This is a genomic window from Geodermatophilus sp. SYSU D01186 (genome assembly GCF_054050215.1).
On the sequence record NZ_JBJGYW010000012.1, the window covers coordinates 16,318 to 31,559 of the forward strand.

At 73.4% G+C, this 15,242-nt stretch carries 19 protein-coding genes; 5 read left to right on the forward strand and 14 right to left on the reverse strand.

The genetic code is table 11. The features are described from left to right. Positions 1–3: 3 nt before the first annotated feature. Positions 4–321 carry an EthD family reductase gene (locus ACI784_RS10875; protein ID WP_457013463.1) on the reverse strand — a complete coding sequence of 106 codons (318 nt, stop codon included), beginning with the start codon at positions 319–321 and terminating at the stop codon, positions 4–6. A gap of 223 nt (positions 322–544) precedes the next feature. Beyond that, entirely contained in the window at positions 545–1,168 is a 624-nt protein-coding gene (locus tag ACI784_RS10880; protein WP_456925578.1) for a hypothetical protein, read from the reverse strand. Positions 1,169–1,430: 262 nt separating this feature from the next. On the opposite strand from ACI784_RS10880, the gene ACI784_RS10885 reads away from it, so the two are divergent. Beyond that, complete coding sequence (locus ACI784_RS10885; protein WP_457013464.1) at positions 1,431–2,204, forward strand: maleylpyruvate isomerase family mycothiol-dependent enzyme; 774 nt, start codon at positions 1,431–1,433, stop codon at positions 2,202–2,204. Between the two features lie 44 nt (positions 2,205–2,248). Here the strand turns inward: ACI784_RS10885 and ACI784_RS10890 are convergent, their stop codons facing one another. Continuing rightward, positions 2,249–3,250 carry a transglycosylase domain-containing protein gene (locus ACI784_RS10890; RefSeq protein WP_457013465.1) on the reverse strand — a complete coding sequence of 334 codons (1,002 nt, stop codon included), beginning with the start codon at positions 3,248–3,250 and terminating at the stop codon, positions 2,249–2,251. Positions 3,251–3,344: 94 nt separating this feature from the next. Between ACI784_RS10890 and ACI784_RS10895 the strand changes: the two genes are divergently transcribed. Continuing rightward, positions 3,345–3,947, forward strand: a complete 603-nt coding sequence (locus ACI784_RS10895) for a TIGR03086 family metal-binding protein (RefSeq protein ID WP_457013466.1) — start codon at positions 3,345–3,347, stop codon at positions 3,945–3,947. Here ACI784_RS10895 and ACI784_RS10900 read toward each other — a convergent pair. The 3 genes from ACI784_RS10900 to ACI784_RS10910 all read right to left on the reverse strand — a co-directional run bounded on the left by ACI784_RS10900 (position 3,932) and on the right by ACI784_RS10910 (position 6,390). Then, on the reverse strand, positions 3,932–4,375 hold the full coding sequence (locus tag ACI784_RS10900; protein WP_457013467.1) for a hypothetical protein: 444 nt from the start codon (positions 4,373–4,375) through the stop codon (positions 3,932–3,934). The genes ACI784_RS10895 and ACI784_RS10900 overlap by 16 nt on opposite strands. A 111-nt stretch (positions 4,376–4,486) precedes the next feature. Further along, positions 4,487–5,158 carry a hypothetical protein gene (locus ACI784_RS10905; protein WP_456925573.1) on the reverse strand — a complete coding sequence of 224 codons (672 nt, stop codon included), beginning with the start codon at positions 5,156–5,158 and terminating at the stop codon, positions 4,487–4,489. A 152-nt stretch (positions 5,159–5,310) separates the two neighbouring features. Further along, complete coding sequence (locus ACI784_RS10910) at positions 5,311–6,390, reverse strand: hypothetical protein (protein WP_457013468.1); 1,080 nt, start codon at positions 6,388–6,390, stop codon at positions 5,311–5,313. Positions 6,391–6,530: 140 nt separating this feature from the next. Between ACI784_RS10910 and ACI784_RS10915 the strand changes: the two genes are divergently transcribed. Continuing rightward, entirely contained in the window at positions 6,531–7,937 is a 1,407-nt protein-coding gene (locus ACI784_RS10915) for a DUF4407 domain-containing protein (RefSeq protein ID WP_457013469.1), read from the forward strand. 90 nt (positions 7,938–8,027) lie between these two features. Next, positions 8,028–8,795: an enoyl-CoA hydratase/isomerase family protein gene (locus ACI784_RS10920; RefSeq protein WP_457013470.1), complete on the forward strand. Its 768-nt coding sequence runs from the start codon at positions 8,028–8,030 to the stop codon at positions 8,793–8,795. Here ACI784_RS10920 and ACI784_RS10925 read toward each other — a convergent pair. The 6 genes from ACI784_RS10925 to ACI784_RS10950 all read right to left on the reverse strand — a co-directional run bounded on the left by ACI784_RS10925 (position 8,786) and on the right by ACI784_RS10950 (position 13,044). Then, the gene (locus ACI784_RS10925) at positions 8,786–9,253 is read right to left on the reverse strand and encodes a hypothetical protein (protein WP_457013471.1); all 468 of its coding nucleotides are present in this window, start codon (positions 9,251–9,253) and stop codon (positions 8,786–8,788) included. The two genes, ACI784_RS10920 and ACI784_RS10925, sit on opposite strands and share 10 nt — an antisense overlap. A 184-nt stretch (positions 9,254–9,437) precedes the next feature. Next, the gene (locus tag ACI784_RS10930; RefSeq protein ID WP_456925568.1) at positions 9,438–9,860 is read right to left on the reverse strand and encodes a nuclear transport factor 2 family protein; all 423 of its coding nucleotides are present in this window, start codon (positions 9,858–9,860) and stop codon (positions 9,438–9,440) included. Between the two features lie 446 nt (positions 9,861–10,306). Continuing rightward, positions 10,307–10,552, reverse strand: a complete 246-nt coding sequence (locus ACI784_RS10935; RefSeq protein WP_456925567.1) for a PIN domain-containing protein — start codon at positions 10,550–10,552, stop codon at positions 10,307–10,309. A 142-nt stretch (positions 10,553–10,694) separates the two neighbouring features. Then, positions 10,695–10,937 carry a type II toxin-antitoxin system Phd/YefM family antitoxin gene (locus ACI784_RS10940; protein WP_457013472.1) on the reverse strand — a complete coding sequence of 81 codons (243 nt, stop codon included), beginning with the start codon at positions 10,935–10,937 and terminating at the stop codon, positions 10,695–10,697. Positions 10,938–11,004: 67 nt separating this feature from the next. Continuing rightward, positions 11,005–11,664 carry an antibiotic biosynthesis monooxygenase gene (locus tag ACI784_RS10945; RefSeq protein WP_457013473.1) on the reverse strand — a complete coding sequence of 220 codons (660 nt, stop codon included), beginning with the start codon at positions 11,662–11,664 and terminating at the stop codon, positions 11,005–11,007. Between the two features lie 51 nt (positions 11,665–11,715). Continuing rightward, entirely contained in the window at positions 11,716–13,044 is a 1,329-nt protein-coding gene (locus tag ACI784_RS10950; protein WP_457013474.1) for an ABC1 kinase family protein, read from the reverse strand. A gap of 26 nt (positions 13,045–13,070) precedes the next feature. On the opposite strand from ACI784_RS10950, the gene ACI784_RS10955 reads away from it, so the two are divergent. Further along, on the forward strand, positions 13,071–13,499 hold the full coding sequence (locus ACI784_RS10955; protein WP_457013475.1) for a DUF4916 domain-containing protein: 429 nt from the start codon (positions 13,071–13,073) through the stop codon (positions 13,497–13,499). Positions 13,500–13,517: 18 nt separating this feature from the next. Here ACI784_RS10955 and ACI784_RS10960 read toward each other — a convergent pair whose 3' ends face one another. Together ACI784_RS10960 and ACI784_RS10965 are read right to left on the reverse strand one after the other, a co-directional pair. Then, positions 13,518–14,432 carry a hypothetical protein gene (locus ACI784_RS10960; protein ID WP_457013476.1) on the reverse strand — a complete coding sequence of 305 codons (915 nt, stop codon included), beginning with the start codon at positions 14,430–14,432 and terminating at the stop codon, positions 13,518–13,520. A 430-nt stretch (positions 14,433–14,862) separates the two neighbouring features. Continuing rightward, positions 14,863–15,225, reverse strand: a complete 363-nt coding sequence (locus ACI784_RS10965) for a DUF1330 domain-containing protein (RefSeq protein WP_457013477.1) — start codon at positions 15,223–15,225, stop codon at positions 14,863–14,865. Between the last annotated feature and the right edge of the window lie 17 nt (positions 15,226–15,242).

Below are 15,242 nucleotides of genomic sequence, written 5' to 3' on the forward strand. Positions count from 1 at the left end.
CTCCTATGCGCGGCGGCCGACGTCCTCGACGTCGAAGAAGGTGACGCTGACGCCGCCGGTGGCGAAGCTGCGGACGTCCTTCCCGGCGGCGACCCACTCGGGGGTGCGCATGGCCTCGGCCATCGCCTCGGCGGACTCGAAGTCGAGCTCGGCGACGAGGTAGGTGGCCGGCGGCTCGCCGTTGACGGCGGCGGGGCGGCCGAGGGTGTACCGCAGCACCCCTGGGACCTCGTTGATCAGCCGGACGTGCTCCTGGTAGCTCTCCTCGAAGACCGCCGCGTCGGCGGGCTGCCCGTACTGGACGACCATCCTGTGCACCATGCCGCCGAGCCAAGCAGGACGCCGGGCTGGTCGCAGCGGCCCTTCCGCACGGCGGCGCCCCGGGTGACCTCCTCCGCGGAAGCTCGTGCTCTGCCCACCATCCTGGGCAGAGCACGAGCTTCCGCAGGGGCAGTGTCCGGCTCGTCCTTCGTCCTCGGCCCACCGGCGTGGGCAGAGCACGAGGTTCCGCAGGAGCACACCCGGCCGGGCCGCCGGTGGGCGCTCACACGGTCGCGGGCACCCGCAGGTGCGCGATGGCGAGGTCCATCTCGGCGACGTCCACGATCTTGGCGCCCATCGCGCGGGCGAACTGCTCGCGCAGCGAGCGTGCGTGGCGGCGCACCAGCCCGAGGGCCTCGCGGGTCTCGAAGCTGGTGACGCTGACCGTCCGACCCTGCCGCCGGTCGACCAGCATGCTCAGGCTGCAGAAGCCGGGCAGCTGCTGGAGCTTGGGCATGAGGTTGATCCGGTAGGCGTCGAGCAGCTCGTCCACGTGGTTGGGCGCGATGCGCGCCCAGGTGACCTGCGCGCCGGCGCCGTCCCCGGCCGGGCGGTCGCGGTGCAGGATCGCGATCTCCCACTGGTGGACGTCGGCGGAGTGGCCGCCGAGGGTCTGCACGAGGTGCTCCTGGACAGTGCGGTCCTCCGCCGCGGTGGCGCGCATGGACTGCTCGTCGGTCCACGCGGTCGCGACGATGCAGCGGCCCCCGTCGTGGTCGGCGAGCACGGAGAGGCCGACGCAGCCGTCGGCCCTGTCCACGGCGGGTAGCACCTCCGCGCGCAGGTAGGTGATGCCTTTCTCGATGTCGTCCGGATTGCCGTGGATGCTGGTGGATCGCGCGTACAAGCGGCCGCTCCTCCCGGTCGGGCGGGTGTGACGGCGCTCACCCTCCCGCTGACCGGGCGGGGCAGCAAGCGGTCAGCCGGTGGCCTCCTCGGCGCAGGCGCAGCTGCCTCCGTGGCGGGTCTTCCGGCACCGACGTACGGGCACCGAGGGTGAGCGGCGCGCCGGGTCGCACTCCGGGCCGCCGAGGCACCTGTCGCCGGCGACACGCGGCTGCGAGGGTGCGCGGCTGACCCCTCGAGGTCCCCGACAGGGAGGAGCAGCCATGACTCCCTCCGCCGTGCGGTCGGCACCGGACATCCCGCGGATCCGGCACGACGAGGCGATGCGGCTGACCGCGACGGAGAACGCCCGGATGCTCGACCTCCTGCGACAGCTGGCCCCGGGGGACTGGACGGCGGCCACCGACTGCACCCGCTGGACGGTCCGGGACATGGTCGTGCACCTGATCGCGTCCGCGCAGGCGCAGGCCAACCCGGTGGAGTTCGCCCGCCAGGTGCTGACCGGGCGGAGACTGACCGCGCAGATCGGCGGAGAGCACTGGGTCGACGGACTCAACGAGGCGCAGCAGCGCGCCCGCACCGACTGGACCCCTGACCTGTTGCCGCGGCGCTGGGAGACGGCGGCGGCAGCGGCGCTGGCCGCCCGCCGCCGCATGCCGGCACCCGTCCGCGCGCTCCCGCTCATCCCGATGGGCACCGCGCTCGGCACCGACCTGGGCTGGAAACCGCTGGGGTACCTCTTCGACATGGGGTTCACCCGGGACGTGTGGACCCACCGGGTCGACATCACCCGCGCCGTCGGACGACCGATGACGCTCACGGCCGGGCACGACGGGCGGATCGTCGCTGACATCGTCGCCGAGTGGTCGCAGCTGCACGACGACCCGTTCACCCTCGAACTGGCCGGCGCCGCCGGCGGGACCTACACCGCGCGCGGCGGTGCCGCGCCGATCACGCTCGACGCGGTGGAGTTCGTCCGGATCCTGTCCGGGCGCGGCGAGGGCGGGGGCGTGCTGCGCCACAAGCTGCCCCTGTAGACGGCGGAGCCGGCACCCCGCTCCATCGGTCATGGGCGGCGCCGTCAGGCGGTGCCCTCGGCGGCGATCAGGTCGGCGACCTCCTGCGGTCGGGTCGAGCAGTCGTCGTCCGCGGCCGGCTGGTCGGCGGCGAGACCGGTCACGCCGGCGTCCTCGACCGGCTGGAAGCCCAGGCGCTCGATGTGCCGCGGCACCCGGTTCTGCGCGTTGACCACGTGGGAGCGGGAGAGCCAGCCGAGGCCGTCCTCGACGTCGAAGTCCAGGCCGCCCCCGGGTGCGCGCCGGACGTGCCCGGGGGAGGGGAGCAGGCCGACGAGCTGGACGGCCTGGGGCACGGGGAGGTCCTGCGGCGGGGAGTCGAAGTAGTACCAGCTGGCCGCGCAGACGCCGTAGATCGTGGGCCCGAACTGGGCGTAGTTGACGTAGAGCTCGAGCATGCGGCGGTCGTCGAGCGCCAGCGCGAGCTCGGCGGAGAGGCCGGCCTCGACGACCTTGCGCCACGCGCTCATCTCCTGGTTGAGGAACAGGTTCTTGGCGACCTGCTGCGGGATGGTGGAGCCCGAGGGGTCCTCCTCGCCGGCCAGGTGCGCCTCGGCGCGCGCCATGAGGGCGTCCCACTCGAAGGCGCCGGAGCGGTAGGGGAGGGCGGCGTCCTCGTGCGCGATGACGGCGGCGAGGAAGTTGCGGGAGACGTGCTCGACCGGCACCGACTGCTGGACGACGTCGCCCGGGTTGGCCGCCATGAACGCGGTCGTCGGCGGGTCGATCCACCGCAGGCACAGGACGACCAGCGCCTGGACGACGGCGACGGCGGCGAGCACCCGTACGAGGCGGCGGACGAGCTTCCGGCGGGGCCGGGGCGGTGCGTCCGGGCGGTTGCTGGGTGCCGGGCGCCGGGCGGGCTGTTCCGCCTCGGGGGCGGGCGCGTACGGGCCGGAGTCGTACGGCGCCGGGACGTCGTCCCATGGGGTGTCGTCCTGGGGCCGGGAGCGGCGGAGGCGCGGGAGGCGGGTGGTCAGCCGGCGGTCGGGCGGGACGTGGGCCATGGGTCTGGTGCTCTCCCCGGTCGACGAACCGTCATGGTACGGCTACCCATGGTGTCGAGCGGTGAGTTGCACGGCGCCAGGCGGTCTGCACCGCATGCAGACGACGCAGATCGACCTCGGCCCGCAGGTCGAGGTGCTCAAGCGGGTGGTCGCGGGCGTGCGCGACGACCAGCTCGACGGCCCGACGCCGTGCGCGGACACCACGGTGGCCGCCCTGCTCGACCACATCGCGGGCCTCGCCGTGGGGCTGCGGCTGTCGGCCGAGAAGACCCCGGACCCCTCGCCGCCGCGGGCCTCCGCCGACCACCTGCCGCCGCAGTGGCGCACGGTCATCCCCGCCGAGCTGGACGCGCTGGTCGCCGCGTGGCGCCGGCCGGAGGCGTGGGAGGGCGAGACCGCGGCGGGCGGGGTGACGATGCCGGCGGCGGGGATCGGCCTGGTGACCACCGACGAGGTGCTCGTGCACGGCTGGGACCTCGCGGTCGCGACCGGTCAGGAGTTCGAGGTCGACCCGGCGGCGGTGGAGGGAGCAACGGCGTTCGCCTCCCAGGTGGCTGCCGGACCGCCGACGCCCGGACTGTTCGGCCCGCCGGTGCCCGTGCCGGACGACGCCCCGCCACTGCACCGGCTGCTGGGCCTCACCGGCCGCGACCCGGACTGGCGCCCGCCGTCGGGGAGCAGTCAGCCCACGGGCTGAGGGGCCGGGGTGGTGGTCCCGCGGCGGCCGAGCCACGCGTCGGCCAGCCGGACCGTCAGCAGGGGGAGCAGCGCGATGGTCGCGAAGACGGCGGCCCCGGCGGCGGCCGTGCCCAGCCACTGGGCGGCGCCGAACCCGACGGTGCTGCCGATCTCCTCGCCGGCCACCCCGACGGCCGGCACGCAGAGGAACAACGCACCGGCGACGGGCAGCAGCCACCGCAGCCGGGAGGTGGTGAGGCCCGCGACCAGCCCGCCCGGGACCGCGACGGCCACGTAGAGCAGGAGGATGAACACCGTCCCGCTCCACGAGAACGACGGCGATCCGCCGCCGGCCAGGGTCACGAGCGCCATGAGCCCCCGGGACACCGCGCCTAGCACCACCCCGGCGACCACTGCCGCGAGCACCCCGAACCCGATCCCGCGCACCACTCTTCGTCCTCCCGCCGTTCCGATGGCGGCGGCACGGTACCGGCGGGGCGCCCGCGGAGGGGAGGCGTTCCGGCACCGCGTCGATCAGCCCACGACGAACGCGGTCAGCTAGGGCTCTGCCGTTCGCCGCCGGTTGACGGTCAGGGCGAGCACGTTGAAACCGTCGTCCTCGTCGTCCGGCGGCACATCCACGGTGTAGAGCCAGGTTGTGTCAGTGCGGTACTCCCATGTCTCCGCTTCTCGGTCCAGTCGTCGCGCATGGAAGGTGAAGGACCACCGCCCGTCTCCGTGGTGCGTCTCCTCGATGACGTGCGCGTGTTGCTGTGGGATGCCGTATGCCACTTCGTAGGTCTTGGGTGCCCCCTCCGGCCAAGCGACGCACGTGGCGGCGAGCGCTCGACGTAACGCCTGCTCCCGGGTGAGCGGCTCCGATCGACCAGTACGCCTCGCGAGGTCGGCCTTGCGTTTCAATGCCATGACCAGCGCGTCCAGGCGATTCCCGATCACCCCAGCAGCGCCTGCCTCGATGACGAACTCAAGAACAGCCCCGATGTCGAAGAACGCATAGTCGCCTCGAAGTTCTTGTTTTGGCGGCTCCTCTCCGGACACGGCCCACCAGTAATGACCGTGGCGAGTTCTGACCTCAGGCGTCGGCGCCTTCCGGCGCAACCGGGAAATCCCAGTCCGCTTCGTGACCGCGTCGCGTCCGATGTCCAGGAGTTCTTGCCGCGAGGGCGCCTCGGCCGACTCCTCAAAGGGAACCTCCGCGAACACCACCACTCGTGATTCCGTGTACGCCAAGTCGCCCACCCCTTGCGCACCTACAGAACATGGATCCTCCGGTCCCACTGTCGAGGTCCGATGTCCCGGACACCAGTACTCGTCGCCCACAGGCGCCCGGTCACGGCCTCAACTGGCACCCCACGGCTGGATCAGCCCACGACGAACGCGGTCGACTGGGGTCCGTCGTCGTCCAGGCACGCGCCGGTGACGACCACACTCCCGCCGTCCCCGAGCGGCGCGACCGCACCGAACACTCCGGTGCCCTCGCACAGCTTCGCCGCGCCGACGCGGTCGCCGGTCGCCAGGTCGACGGTGACCAGCTCCGCAGGAAACGAGAGGTCGGCCAGCGGGAACGAGACGAGCCGGCCGTCGGGGTCCAGGACGGCGTCGAGGGCGGTGTCGCCCGCGCCGTCGACCTCGACCAGCGTGCGCGCCTCGCCGTCCGCCACGGTGACCAGCCGGCCGACGGCGCGGGCCTCGCCGAGGTGGAGGGCGGCGACGACGGTGCCGTCCGGGGCGACCTGCAGGGCGGTCGCGGTGCTGCCCCGCTCGGGCACCAGCTCGACCGGGTCGCCGACCGGCCGCAGGTCGCGGTCGAGGAGCACGGCGACGGCGCCGGTGCCGCCCGCCGGGCGCTCGGCGGTGACGAGCGCGGCGAGGCCGCCGTCCGGTGGGAGGGCGAGGTGGGTGACCGGCCCGGGCGCCGCGCCGGAACCGAGCACCGTGCCGGTGGCGACGTCGACGGAGGTGACCACGGCGTCGCGTGCGGCGTAGAGGGTGCGGCCGTCGGGGGAGAGGGCGACGGCGGACGGGGGGCCGCCGAGGTCCCAGGGGACGGCGGTGACGTCGGTGCCGGGCGGGACGCGGGTGAGCTCGTCGTCCGCGACGAGGACGGTGCCGTCCGGTGCCACGACTACCTGCGCCGCCGAGGAGACGGCCGGGATGGCGCGGACGTCGGTCGCGACACCCGCGTCGCCGAGGGACAGCCGCACCAGCCAGCTCTGCGCGGCGTCCACGGCGCCGAGGAGGGCGACCGGCGTCCCGGCGGGGGAGGCGGCGAGGTCGTAGATGACGACGTCGCTGCCGACGGCGGCGTCCAGGTCGAGGGTGGCGACGAGCTCGCTGCGCTGGGGCGCGGGCCGGCCGTCCCCGCGCAGCTCGGAGGCGGTGCACCCGGCGGCCGCCAGGGCCAGCGCGAGCAGCACGGCGGTGCGGCGGGCGGCGGGCATGTCGGCTCCGGGCGTCGTGGGGGACGAGCGTGCGACGCGGGCGTGACCGGCGCAACTGCCGGTTCGGCTGGAGGACTGCCGATGAGAGGGGAGAGGCGGCGGTTAGACCACGACCCCCGTCGCCCGGGGGTGGCTCGCGCATGGCGACACGACAGGGACGGATCGGAGACGGTCTGGCGGCGCTCGGTGGCGCTCGTCCCGACGTCCTGGAGGCGGCGCCGGGCGCGCGGCCCCGGTTCGTCGCGCTGGGCGGCGTCCTGCTGAGCACCGGCGGGCTCGCCGTCGTCTCGGCGGCGTTCGCGCTGCACATGGCGCTGGGCGTGTGGTGGCCGTTCGCGCTGCTGCTCGGCATCGGCTGGGGCGCGGTCGTGGTCAACCTCGACCGGATGCTGCTGGTCGGGATGGCGCACGACGCGTCGCTGAAGCGGAACCTGGCGCTGGCCGTGCCGCGGGTGGGCCTGGCGCTGGTGCTCGGTGTCGTCGTCGCGACGCCGCTGACGCTGCAGATCTTCCACAAGGAGATCGACACCGAGATCGTCACGATGCAGGCCGAGGCCGCCGACGCCTACCGCACCGGCCTCGAGGAGGACGCGCGCTTCGCCGGCCTCCCGGCGCTGCAGGAGCGGATCGCCACCCAGGAGGCGATCGTGGCGAGCGGCGGGCTCAGCGACCCGGGCCTGGCCGGCGTGCACGACGAGGCGGCTGCGGCGCAGTCGGCCTACGACTCGGCGCTGGCCACCCAGCGCGAGCTCGAGGCCAAGGCGCAGTGCGAACTCGACGGCACCTGCGGCACCGGGGACGCCGGCACGGGCACCGCCTACGTGCAGGCGCGGGCAGCGGCCGACGCGCAGGTCGGCGTCGTCGCCTCGGCGAAGTCGGAGCTCGACGCGGCGGTGGCCGCGGCATCGGCCGCAGAGGCGCGCAGCGCCGACCTGGCCGCCACGTCGCTGGTGACCGACCGGGCGGAGCTGGAGCGGCTGACCGCCGAGCAGGACCGGCTGCAGGCCTCGTTCGACGGCACCAACGAGGGCTCCGGCGGCATCCTCGCGCGGCTGGAGGCGCTGGACCGGCTCAGCGACCGCAACACCACCCTGGCCGCGGCGAAGTTCATGCTGTCGCTGCTGTTCATGTGCGTGGAGATCCTGCCGGTGCTCATGAAGTTGCTGCTCAACTTCGGCCCGCCGTCGGCCTACGACCGGCTGGCGGCCCTGCGCGACAGCGGGGACGTCGAGATCGAGGAGCTGCAGCAGGAGTCGCGGTTGACCGTCGCCAAGGCCCGCGAGGAGATGCTCGTGATGGCCGAGAAGGAGCGGATCGACCGGCAGAAGGAGGTCGTGCTGGCCCGCCGCCGGGCGGCGCAGGCGCTGGCCGAGGAGGCCGCCCGGGCGGCTGCGCCGCCGGTCCGGCCCGCGACCGCCGAGGCGCCCGCGGTGCCCGAGCCGCGGCAGCCGTGGGACACGGGTCCGATCCGCCTGGCCCGCGCCGCCGCCCGGACCGTGAACTCCGTGCGCCGTCGTCCGGTCGACCGGGAGCCCGCCGGGGTCTGACTCCGGCCTGCTCCGCCCGGCCCCTCCGTGGTCTGATGCCTCTCGGGATCAGCCGGCGGAGGGGCCGGTTGCGTGTGGAGGGGTGTGCTCGTGACTGCTTCCGGCTCCGGCTCCGGCTCCGGCGAGGTGCTGCTCGAGGTCGACGGCGCGGTGGCCGTGGTGACGCTGAACGCCCCCGACCGTCGCAACGCCCTCACCCCGGACATGGCGCGCGAGCTGATCGGGCTGTTCGACGAGGTGGACGCGCGGCCGGAGATCGGGGCGCTGGTGGTCCGCGCGGTGGGCAAGTCGTTCTGCGCGGGCGGGGACATCGCGACGCTGACCGCCGCCGGCCGCGACCCCGCGGCGCCGGACGCCTACGAGGGCATGTCGGCGATATACGACTCCTTCTACCGGCTGGGGCAGGTGAAGGTGCCCACGGTCGCGGCCGTGCGCGGCTCAGCGGTGGGTGCCGGCATGAACATGCTGCTGGCGACCGACCTGCGGATCGTGGCGACCGACGCGCGGCTGCTGTGCGGGTTCCTCAAGCGCGGGATGCACCCGGGCGGCGGGCACTTCGTGATCCTGTCGCGGCTGATCGGTCGCGAGGCCGCGGCGGCGATGGCGCTGTTCGGCGAGGAGATCGACGGGACCCGCGCCGCTTCGTTGGGCCTGGCGTGGGAGGCGGTGGACCCCGACGCCGTGGAGAAGCGCGCACTCGAGCTGGCCGCGCGCGTGGCCACCGACCCGGAGCTGGCGCGGGTGGCGGTCGGCAACTTCCGTCGTGAGGTCGCGGGCGGCGCGGTCAGCTGGGAGGTCGCGACGCAGTTCGAGCGGCCGGCGCAGATGTGGTCGATGCGCCGGTCCGCTCAGGACTGAGCAGCCGCGGCGGCGGTGAGGGTCACCGTCTCGGTGATCGTGGCGGTCTGGCAGACCTCGCCGACGCAGTACTGCGCGTTGATCTCCACGTAGGTCGGCATCGGCAGGAACACCCGCAGCGCGCCGAACGAGGTCGCCGTCCAGGTGCTGGCCGTGCTGGAGCACGGCGCGAGGACGCCGAACGCGTCGCGCGCGATGTCGAGGCCCTGGACCTGGGCGACATTCCCGAACACGACCGCGTCGACCGTCGCGCTGCAGGTGATCGTGCCGGTGGCCACGACGGTCCCCGGTGCGGTGCCCATCTCGAGCGAGTCGAGGGTCACCTCGATGGGCTCGACTTGGTCGGGCACCGGGGCGGGGACGGGCGGCGCGGCGAGTGCGGACGGCGCGGCGAACATCATCGTGGCGACGACGGTGGCGACCAGGACCAGGGCACGGCGGATGTGGTTCGCGGACATGGCGGGCCTCCGAGGGGAAGGGGAGCGGCACGACGTCCACGTGGGGTGGCGTCGAGCCCCGGCACCGCGTCCGCGGACGCGGTGAGCCGGAGGTTCCTCGTGGCCGCCTCGCGCCGTCAACCGCGCCGCTGACCGTGCGTCAGCCTCCGGTTGCGCCGTGACGCACGGCCACGGCCGGTGTTCCTCAGTAGTCGCTCACGCCCATGACGTCGGCGATCCGCCGGGTGTCGACGTACTGCTGGAAGCGGACCACCTTGCCGTTCCGGACGTCCCAGATGTGTGCCACCTGGACGTCGAGGGGCTTCCCGGTCGTCCGGTGCCGGCTCGAGCGGTACCTGGCCTCGACGACGACCGTGTCACCGTCGCGGAGGAACCGGCGCGACTCGATGCGGAAGTCCTCGAACGACTCGGGGATCCTGGCGAAGACTCCCTCGAGCACCTGCTGCGGACCCACGAGGGCGTGGCCGGGGTCCCACGGGTTTCCCTCGGCCTCGTACCACTCGATCCCGTCGTCCAGCGCACGCATGACCGCGTCGACGTCGCCCTGGGCGAAGGCCTCGTACATGCCCTGGACAACCTCCAGGCTGGTGGCGGTGGTCTGCGTCATGGGTACCTCCTCCGGGAGTGGGGTGCCGACGGTAGCGAGACGAGAACGTCCGGAACGGCGCCTCATCCCGGCGGTCGAGGGGGCCAGCGCGCCCCGACGATGCGTGACCCAGCTGGAGCGCGCGGTGGCCGCCATCGGGCCGACGTCTCGACCCGGTTGACACCGGAGGAACTGCGGACGACGTCGCCGAGCGTGTCCGCCGGGTCGTCGGCGCCGGAGGCCACGGAGAGCAGCAGGCCGACGCCGCCGAGGAGACCCCCGGAGTCGGGGATCCATGCCGCCGCGCAGCCTGCCCACCAGCGACGTCCCGGGCGGTGTTCGTCGGTGCTCCGGATGACGGCCCGACGTGGCTCGCTTCGTGCTCTCCGGCCTCGAAGACGGACACTGCTGGGGAGAGTGACGCGGTCGGCGTCGGAGGCGCGGACGGCTGCGGGCGAACGACTCCCTCAGACGTGGATGACGTGGAGTCCGCTGAGGCCGGCGAGGACGTCGAAGTCGTCGTCCTGGGTCACGACCGGAACGTCATGGGCGAGCGCGGTGGCGGCTATCCAGGTGTCGTCGACGTCCATCCGCCGGCCCGACCCGGCGAGGCGCGGCCGGAGCTCGGCCCACACGTCTGCGACGGGCGCGTCGATCGGCAGGGGGTCCAGGTCGGCGACGGCCTGCAGGGTCGTGAGCCGGCGGGACCGCACCGAGAGATCCGCAGCGGCCAGGACGCCGGCCCGCAGCCCCGCTTAGGTGATCACCGGGACGGCGGCCTGCTCGGGCAACCGCGCGACGTCGAGCCCGCGGCCTCCCGGGCGATGAAGACGCTGGTGTCCAGCAGGCCGCGGGTCACTCGATCGGCCCGAGCCCGGAGAGGGCCCGCAGATCGTTCTCCAACCCGGGATCGGCCTGGACGCGCGCGAGCCGTTCGACCAGGAACGACCTGCCCGTCCAGTGCGACCGGCGGGTGCGGAGCGGCCCGAGCTCCGCGACCGGCTCACCGTTGACCGTGATCAGCACGGACTCGCCCGCGGCGGCGCGGCGCAGCACGCCGGCGGTGCCGTTGCGCAACTCCCGTGAGGCCACCTCCACGGCTGTCAGTGTGGTGCCTCCGGAGCACACCCGGGCTGAGATCGCGGTGGCAACGAGCCGGTGCGGTTCAGACCGTCTCGGGCACCCGCAGGTGGGCGAAGACCATCTCCATCTCCGCGACGTCGAGGATGTCGACGCCCATGGTGTTGACGCTCTCCTCCCGCAGCATCCGGGCCTGCTCCCGGGACTGCTCGAGGGCGGCGCGGCTCTCGAACACCGCCGTGCCGACGGCGCGGCCGCTCTCGCGGTCGATCAGCATGCTGAGGCTGCAGAAGCCGGCCATGCCCTGGATCCGCGGCATGATGCTGGTGCGGTACATGTCCAGCAGCTGGTCGGCCCGGGTCGGGTCGGTGCGGAGCCAGGTGATCCGGCAACAGGCGCCGTCGGGGGCCTGGTGGTCACGGTGCAGGACGGCGATCTCCCACTCGCGGACCTCCGGGTCGCGGGCGCCGGCCCCGAAGCGGTCGACCATCGCCTCGCGCATGGGGTGGACGTGCTGGTCGCTGGCCTGCATGGCCTGCTTGTCCTCCCAGGCCGAGGTGGCGATGTACTTGCCGCTCTCGCGGTCGCACATCATGGACAGCCCGATGCAGCCGTCCATGTCGCGCATCGCCGGCCAGACCTCGTCGGCCATGTAGGCGATGGCCTCGTCCATCGACGCGGGGAAGATCATCAGGGTGGTGGAACGGGCGTACATCTCCCGGCTCCTCTCGTGCCGTGCGGTCACGGGCGAGCCTCCTCGCCCGGGGCGGTGGACGACGGTGCCGAACGTCCCTCGCTACGTGCCCGTGCTGTCGTAGCCGGGCAGCCACCGCCGGACCTCGGCGTCGACCGCGACGGTCGCGCCGAGCGAGCACAGGACGCCGACCAGCTCGGCGGCCACCCGCTGCAGCAGCAGGTAGTGCGGCGGGATCGTCAGCCGGCGCTGGGTGCGGGCGGTGGCGCCGAGCGGGTCGGAGGCGCGGCGGGTCTGCTCTTGCATCCAGCTGCGCGTGAACCGGTACCTCTCGGTGCGGAGCGGCTGGAGGTAGGGGTCGAGCAGGTCTCGTAGCTGCTCCGCCGTCACCTTGGCCGGGTCGACCAGGTGCCCGGAGGCGATGCGGTGGAGGGTCGCGGCGTCACCGTCCCGGCCGGCGGCCAGCAGGGGGCCGAGGCGGTCGGGCCAGCCGTGCGGCATGGCCTGGGTCGAGCCGAAGTCGAGGACGCCGAGCCGCCGGTCGGGGAGGAGGCGGAAGTTGCCGGGGTGCGGGTCGCCGTGCACGCGGTGGGCTCTGGCGGGGCCGGAGGCGAGGAGGCGCACGAGGAGCTGACCGGCGCGGTCGCGGTCGTCCTGGGTGCCTGTGTCGATGACCCGCGACAGGGGAGTGCCGCCGACCCACTCGGAGACCAGTACCTGGCGCTGCACTCTGAGCACGTTGGGCACGCAGATGTCGGGGTCGCCGCGGTAGGCGTCGGCGAAGTCCCGCTGTGCCTGTGCTTCCTTCTGGTAGTCGGCCTCCTCGCTCAGTCGTTCGCGCAGCTCGGCGAACAGCTCCCGGGCGTCGAGACTGGGGGCCGCCGCCTTGAGGATCGGTGTCAGGACCTGGAGCGTGCCGAGGTCGGCGACCAGCGCCTCGGCGGCGCCGGGGTACTGGACCTTCACCGCGACCGGCGTGCCGTCGCGCCAGGTGGCGCGGTGCACCTGGCCGATGCTGGCGGCGGCGACCGGCTGGTCGTCGAAGTTCTTCAGGACCTGTCGCCAGTCCCGGCCGAGCGAGCGTTCCAGCTGCTCGTGGACCCGCGCGGTCGGCATGGCGGGCGCCGCCTCCTGCAGCTTTGTCAGGGTCTCTCGGTAGGGGCCGGCCAGTTGCTCGGGCAGCGCGGACTCCATGGCCGACAGCGCCTGGCCGACCTTCATGGCGCCGCCCTTGAGGTGGCCGAGGGTGGCGAACAGCTGCTCGGCGGTGCGCTGCTGCACCTGCGCGGCGACGACTTCGGCGGGGCGGCCGCCGATGCGCTTGCCGACCCCGAGGGCGGTGCGCCCGGCGTACGCGGCCGGCAGCGCAGCGAGCCGCGCCGTCCGGGCCAGGCGGCCCCGCGTCGGCCGGCCCTCGTCCGCGGAACCCACCATCGGACGGTAGCGCCGTCGGCGGGGTGCGCGTCCGCCCACTGCCGTCCACCCCGGCCGGGGGAGGGCTGCGGGCCGGTGAGGACGGGCAGATCAAGCGGGCGCTGGTGTCGGGCCGGGTGCTGTGCCACGAGCGGATCCGCGCGGCCCTGCTCCGGCACATGGAGAAGGACCTCGGCCCGCTGGCGCTGCCGCGGATCCCGCCCGCGCCGCAGCCGTTCACCGTCGCTGAGTACTTCCCGACCCCGGGTGTGACGCCGCCTCACGACCCGCGGCAGCACGCGGTGTCGCTGGCCTACGTGGTGCCGGTCGAGGGCGACTGTGCGCCGCAGCAGGACGCACTCGAGCTGACCTGGTTCACGCCGCTCGAGGCCCGCGACCCTGCTGTCCTCGCCGAGTTCGAGAACGGGCAAAGCACCCTTCTGATGCAGGCGCTGAACCACCTCGGCGTCTGACGACCGTCCCGGATCAGCTCAACCGGCGAGGGCCGGCTGCCACTGCTCGGTCTCCTGGGTCGCATACGGGCGCCAGATCACCTCGAACGCCTCGGCCGACTCGCTCGCCTCTCCGGCGTCGAAGTCGAAACCCCCCGTGTAGGACGCAGCCCAGTGCTCCGGCTCCTTGGCGGGAATGCCGTTGACGGCGTAGTTCGTCCCGTGCTCGGCGATGAACTGCTCGTAGGTCGAGATGGCTTCGGCTTCGGCCACTTCCCGGTCGGTGACGACGTTCACGATCAGCGCCGCAGTGCCGTCCTGGCGCGCGATGTCCTCGATGATCAGCTTGATCTGGTTCTTGTACTCGTCGGTGGAGTAGTCGAGCGGGCTGGTCAGCACCCAGTACTGATCCAAGGCGGCCGGGCCCACGTTCTCGTCGACCACGACGACCTCGTACGGCGGACCTGCGTAGGTGTACGCCCCGGGTGCAGGCTCCGCCGTCGGGGGCGTCTCGGACGGCTCCCCGCTGGGGACGGTCCCGGACGCCTCCGCGCTGGGAGCGGCCTCGGTCGGCGCTGCGGCCGGCTGGGTCCCGCCACCCAGCACGCTGGCCGCCACGATCGCGCTGACCAGGACGAGCACGACCAGGCCGCACGCCGCTGCCAGGGCGAACTGCTGCGTCGTCGAACTCAGGCGGCCGAAACCGGGCCAGTGCGCGGCGAGGAACGCGACGCACCGCTCCCAGGCGTTCTTCGGCTTCACTCGGCGGAAGGTGATCTCCGTCCGCAACGTCCCCGGGGTCTGGGTGTCCAGCTCCCAGCCATCCTTCAGCCACTTGGCGATCGTCCGTGCTTCGGTGCCGCGGAGTGCGCGAGCCGACATGTACTCGTACTGAACGTCATCGCCGGCGGTCGGCTGTGCGGATCGGGAATCGCTCTCGTCGGTCGTGAACACCGCGGGAGCGTAACGACGGCATTGCGCCGTCATGGGGACTTCTAAGGGAGCGCCCGGCCTTCCGCAAGAAGCATCGTGCAGATCGGTGACTGCGAGTGACGCACTTCCCCCGATCGCGAGAGCGGAGTGAACCGGTGAGATTCCTGGGAGCCGAAGAATGCGGAAAGTGACGGTCTCCGGGGGGTGGGCCGCAGGGGGCAGGCGGGTCGGTTGTGTTCTCCCGCGCCGGTGACCCGGATGGTCAGGCCCGGTCGAGACGCGCAGGTGGTGCGGGGCTACGTCGAAGATGGCCACATCGGGGAGCCGTGTGAAGCGCGCAGCGGAACCCGTCACGGATGCCCATGCCCGCTGGCGGGAGGCCTTCATGAACCAGAGGTCGGCGTGGATTGCCGGCCTCGCGCCGGCGTCCCCTCGTCCCGACCCGGCATGGCTACCAGGGGGTCGTCGGCTGGAGCACGGCCTCGGTGAGCGCCTGGGTGCGCAGGTCATTGACCTGCTGGTAGTCGGGGTCGGCGACCATGCGGCTGAACGCTTTGCGGGAGGGACAGCGGACGAGCAGGACGGCGTCCCAGTCCTGGCCCTGCTCGGCGACGAGCGGCGTGCCGCCGTCCCCGGCGTAGAGGCCCTCGCCGACGTAGCGGGGGAGGAAGGCCTCGGAGAGGGCCTTGGCGTATCGGTCGTAGGACTCGTGGCCGTCCTCGGCGACGTGCAGCAGCTTGAGCATGACGACGGGACCGCTGGGGTCCTCCTGAAGGAAGCGCTTGAGGTCGGCACCGCGGGGGTCGATCGCCATGTGCTGACGCTACTGGC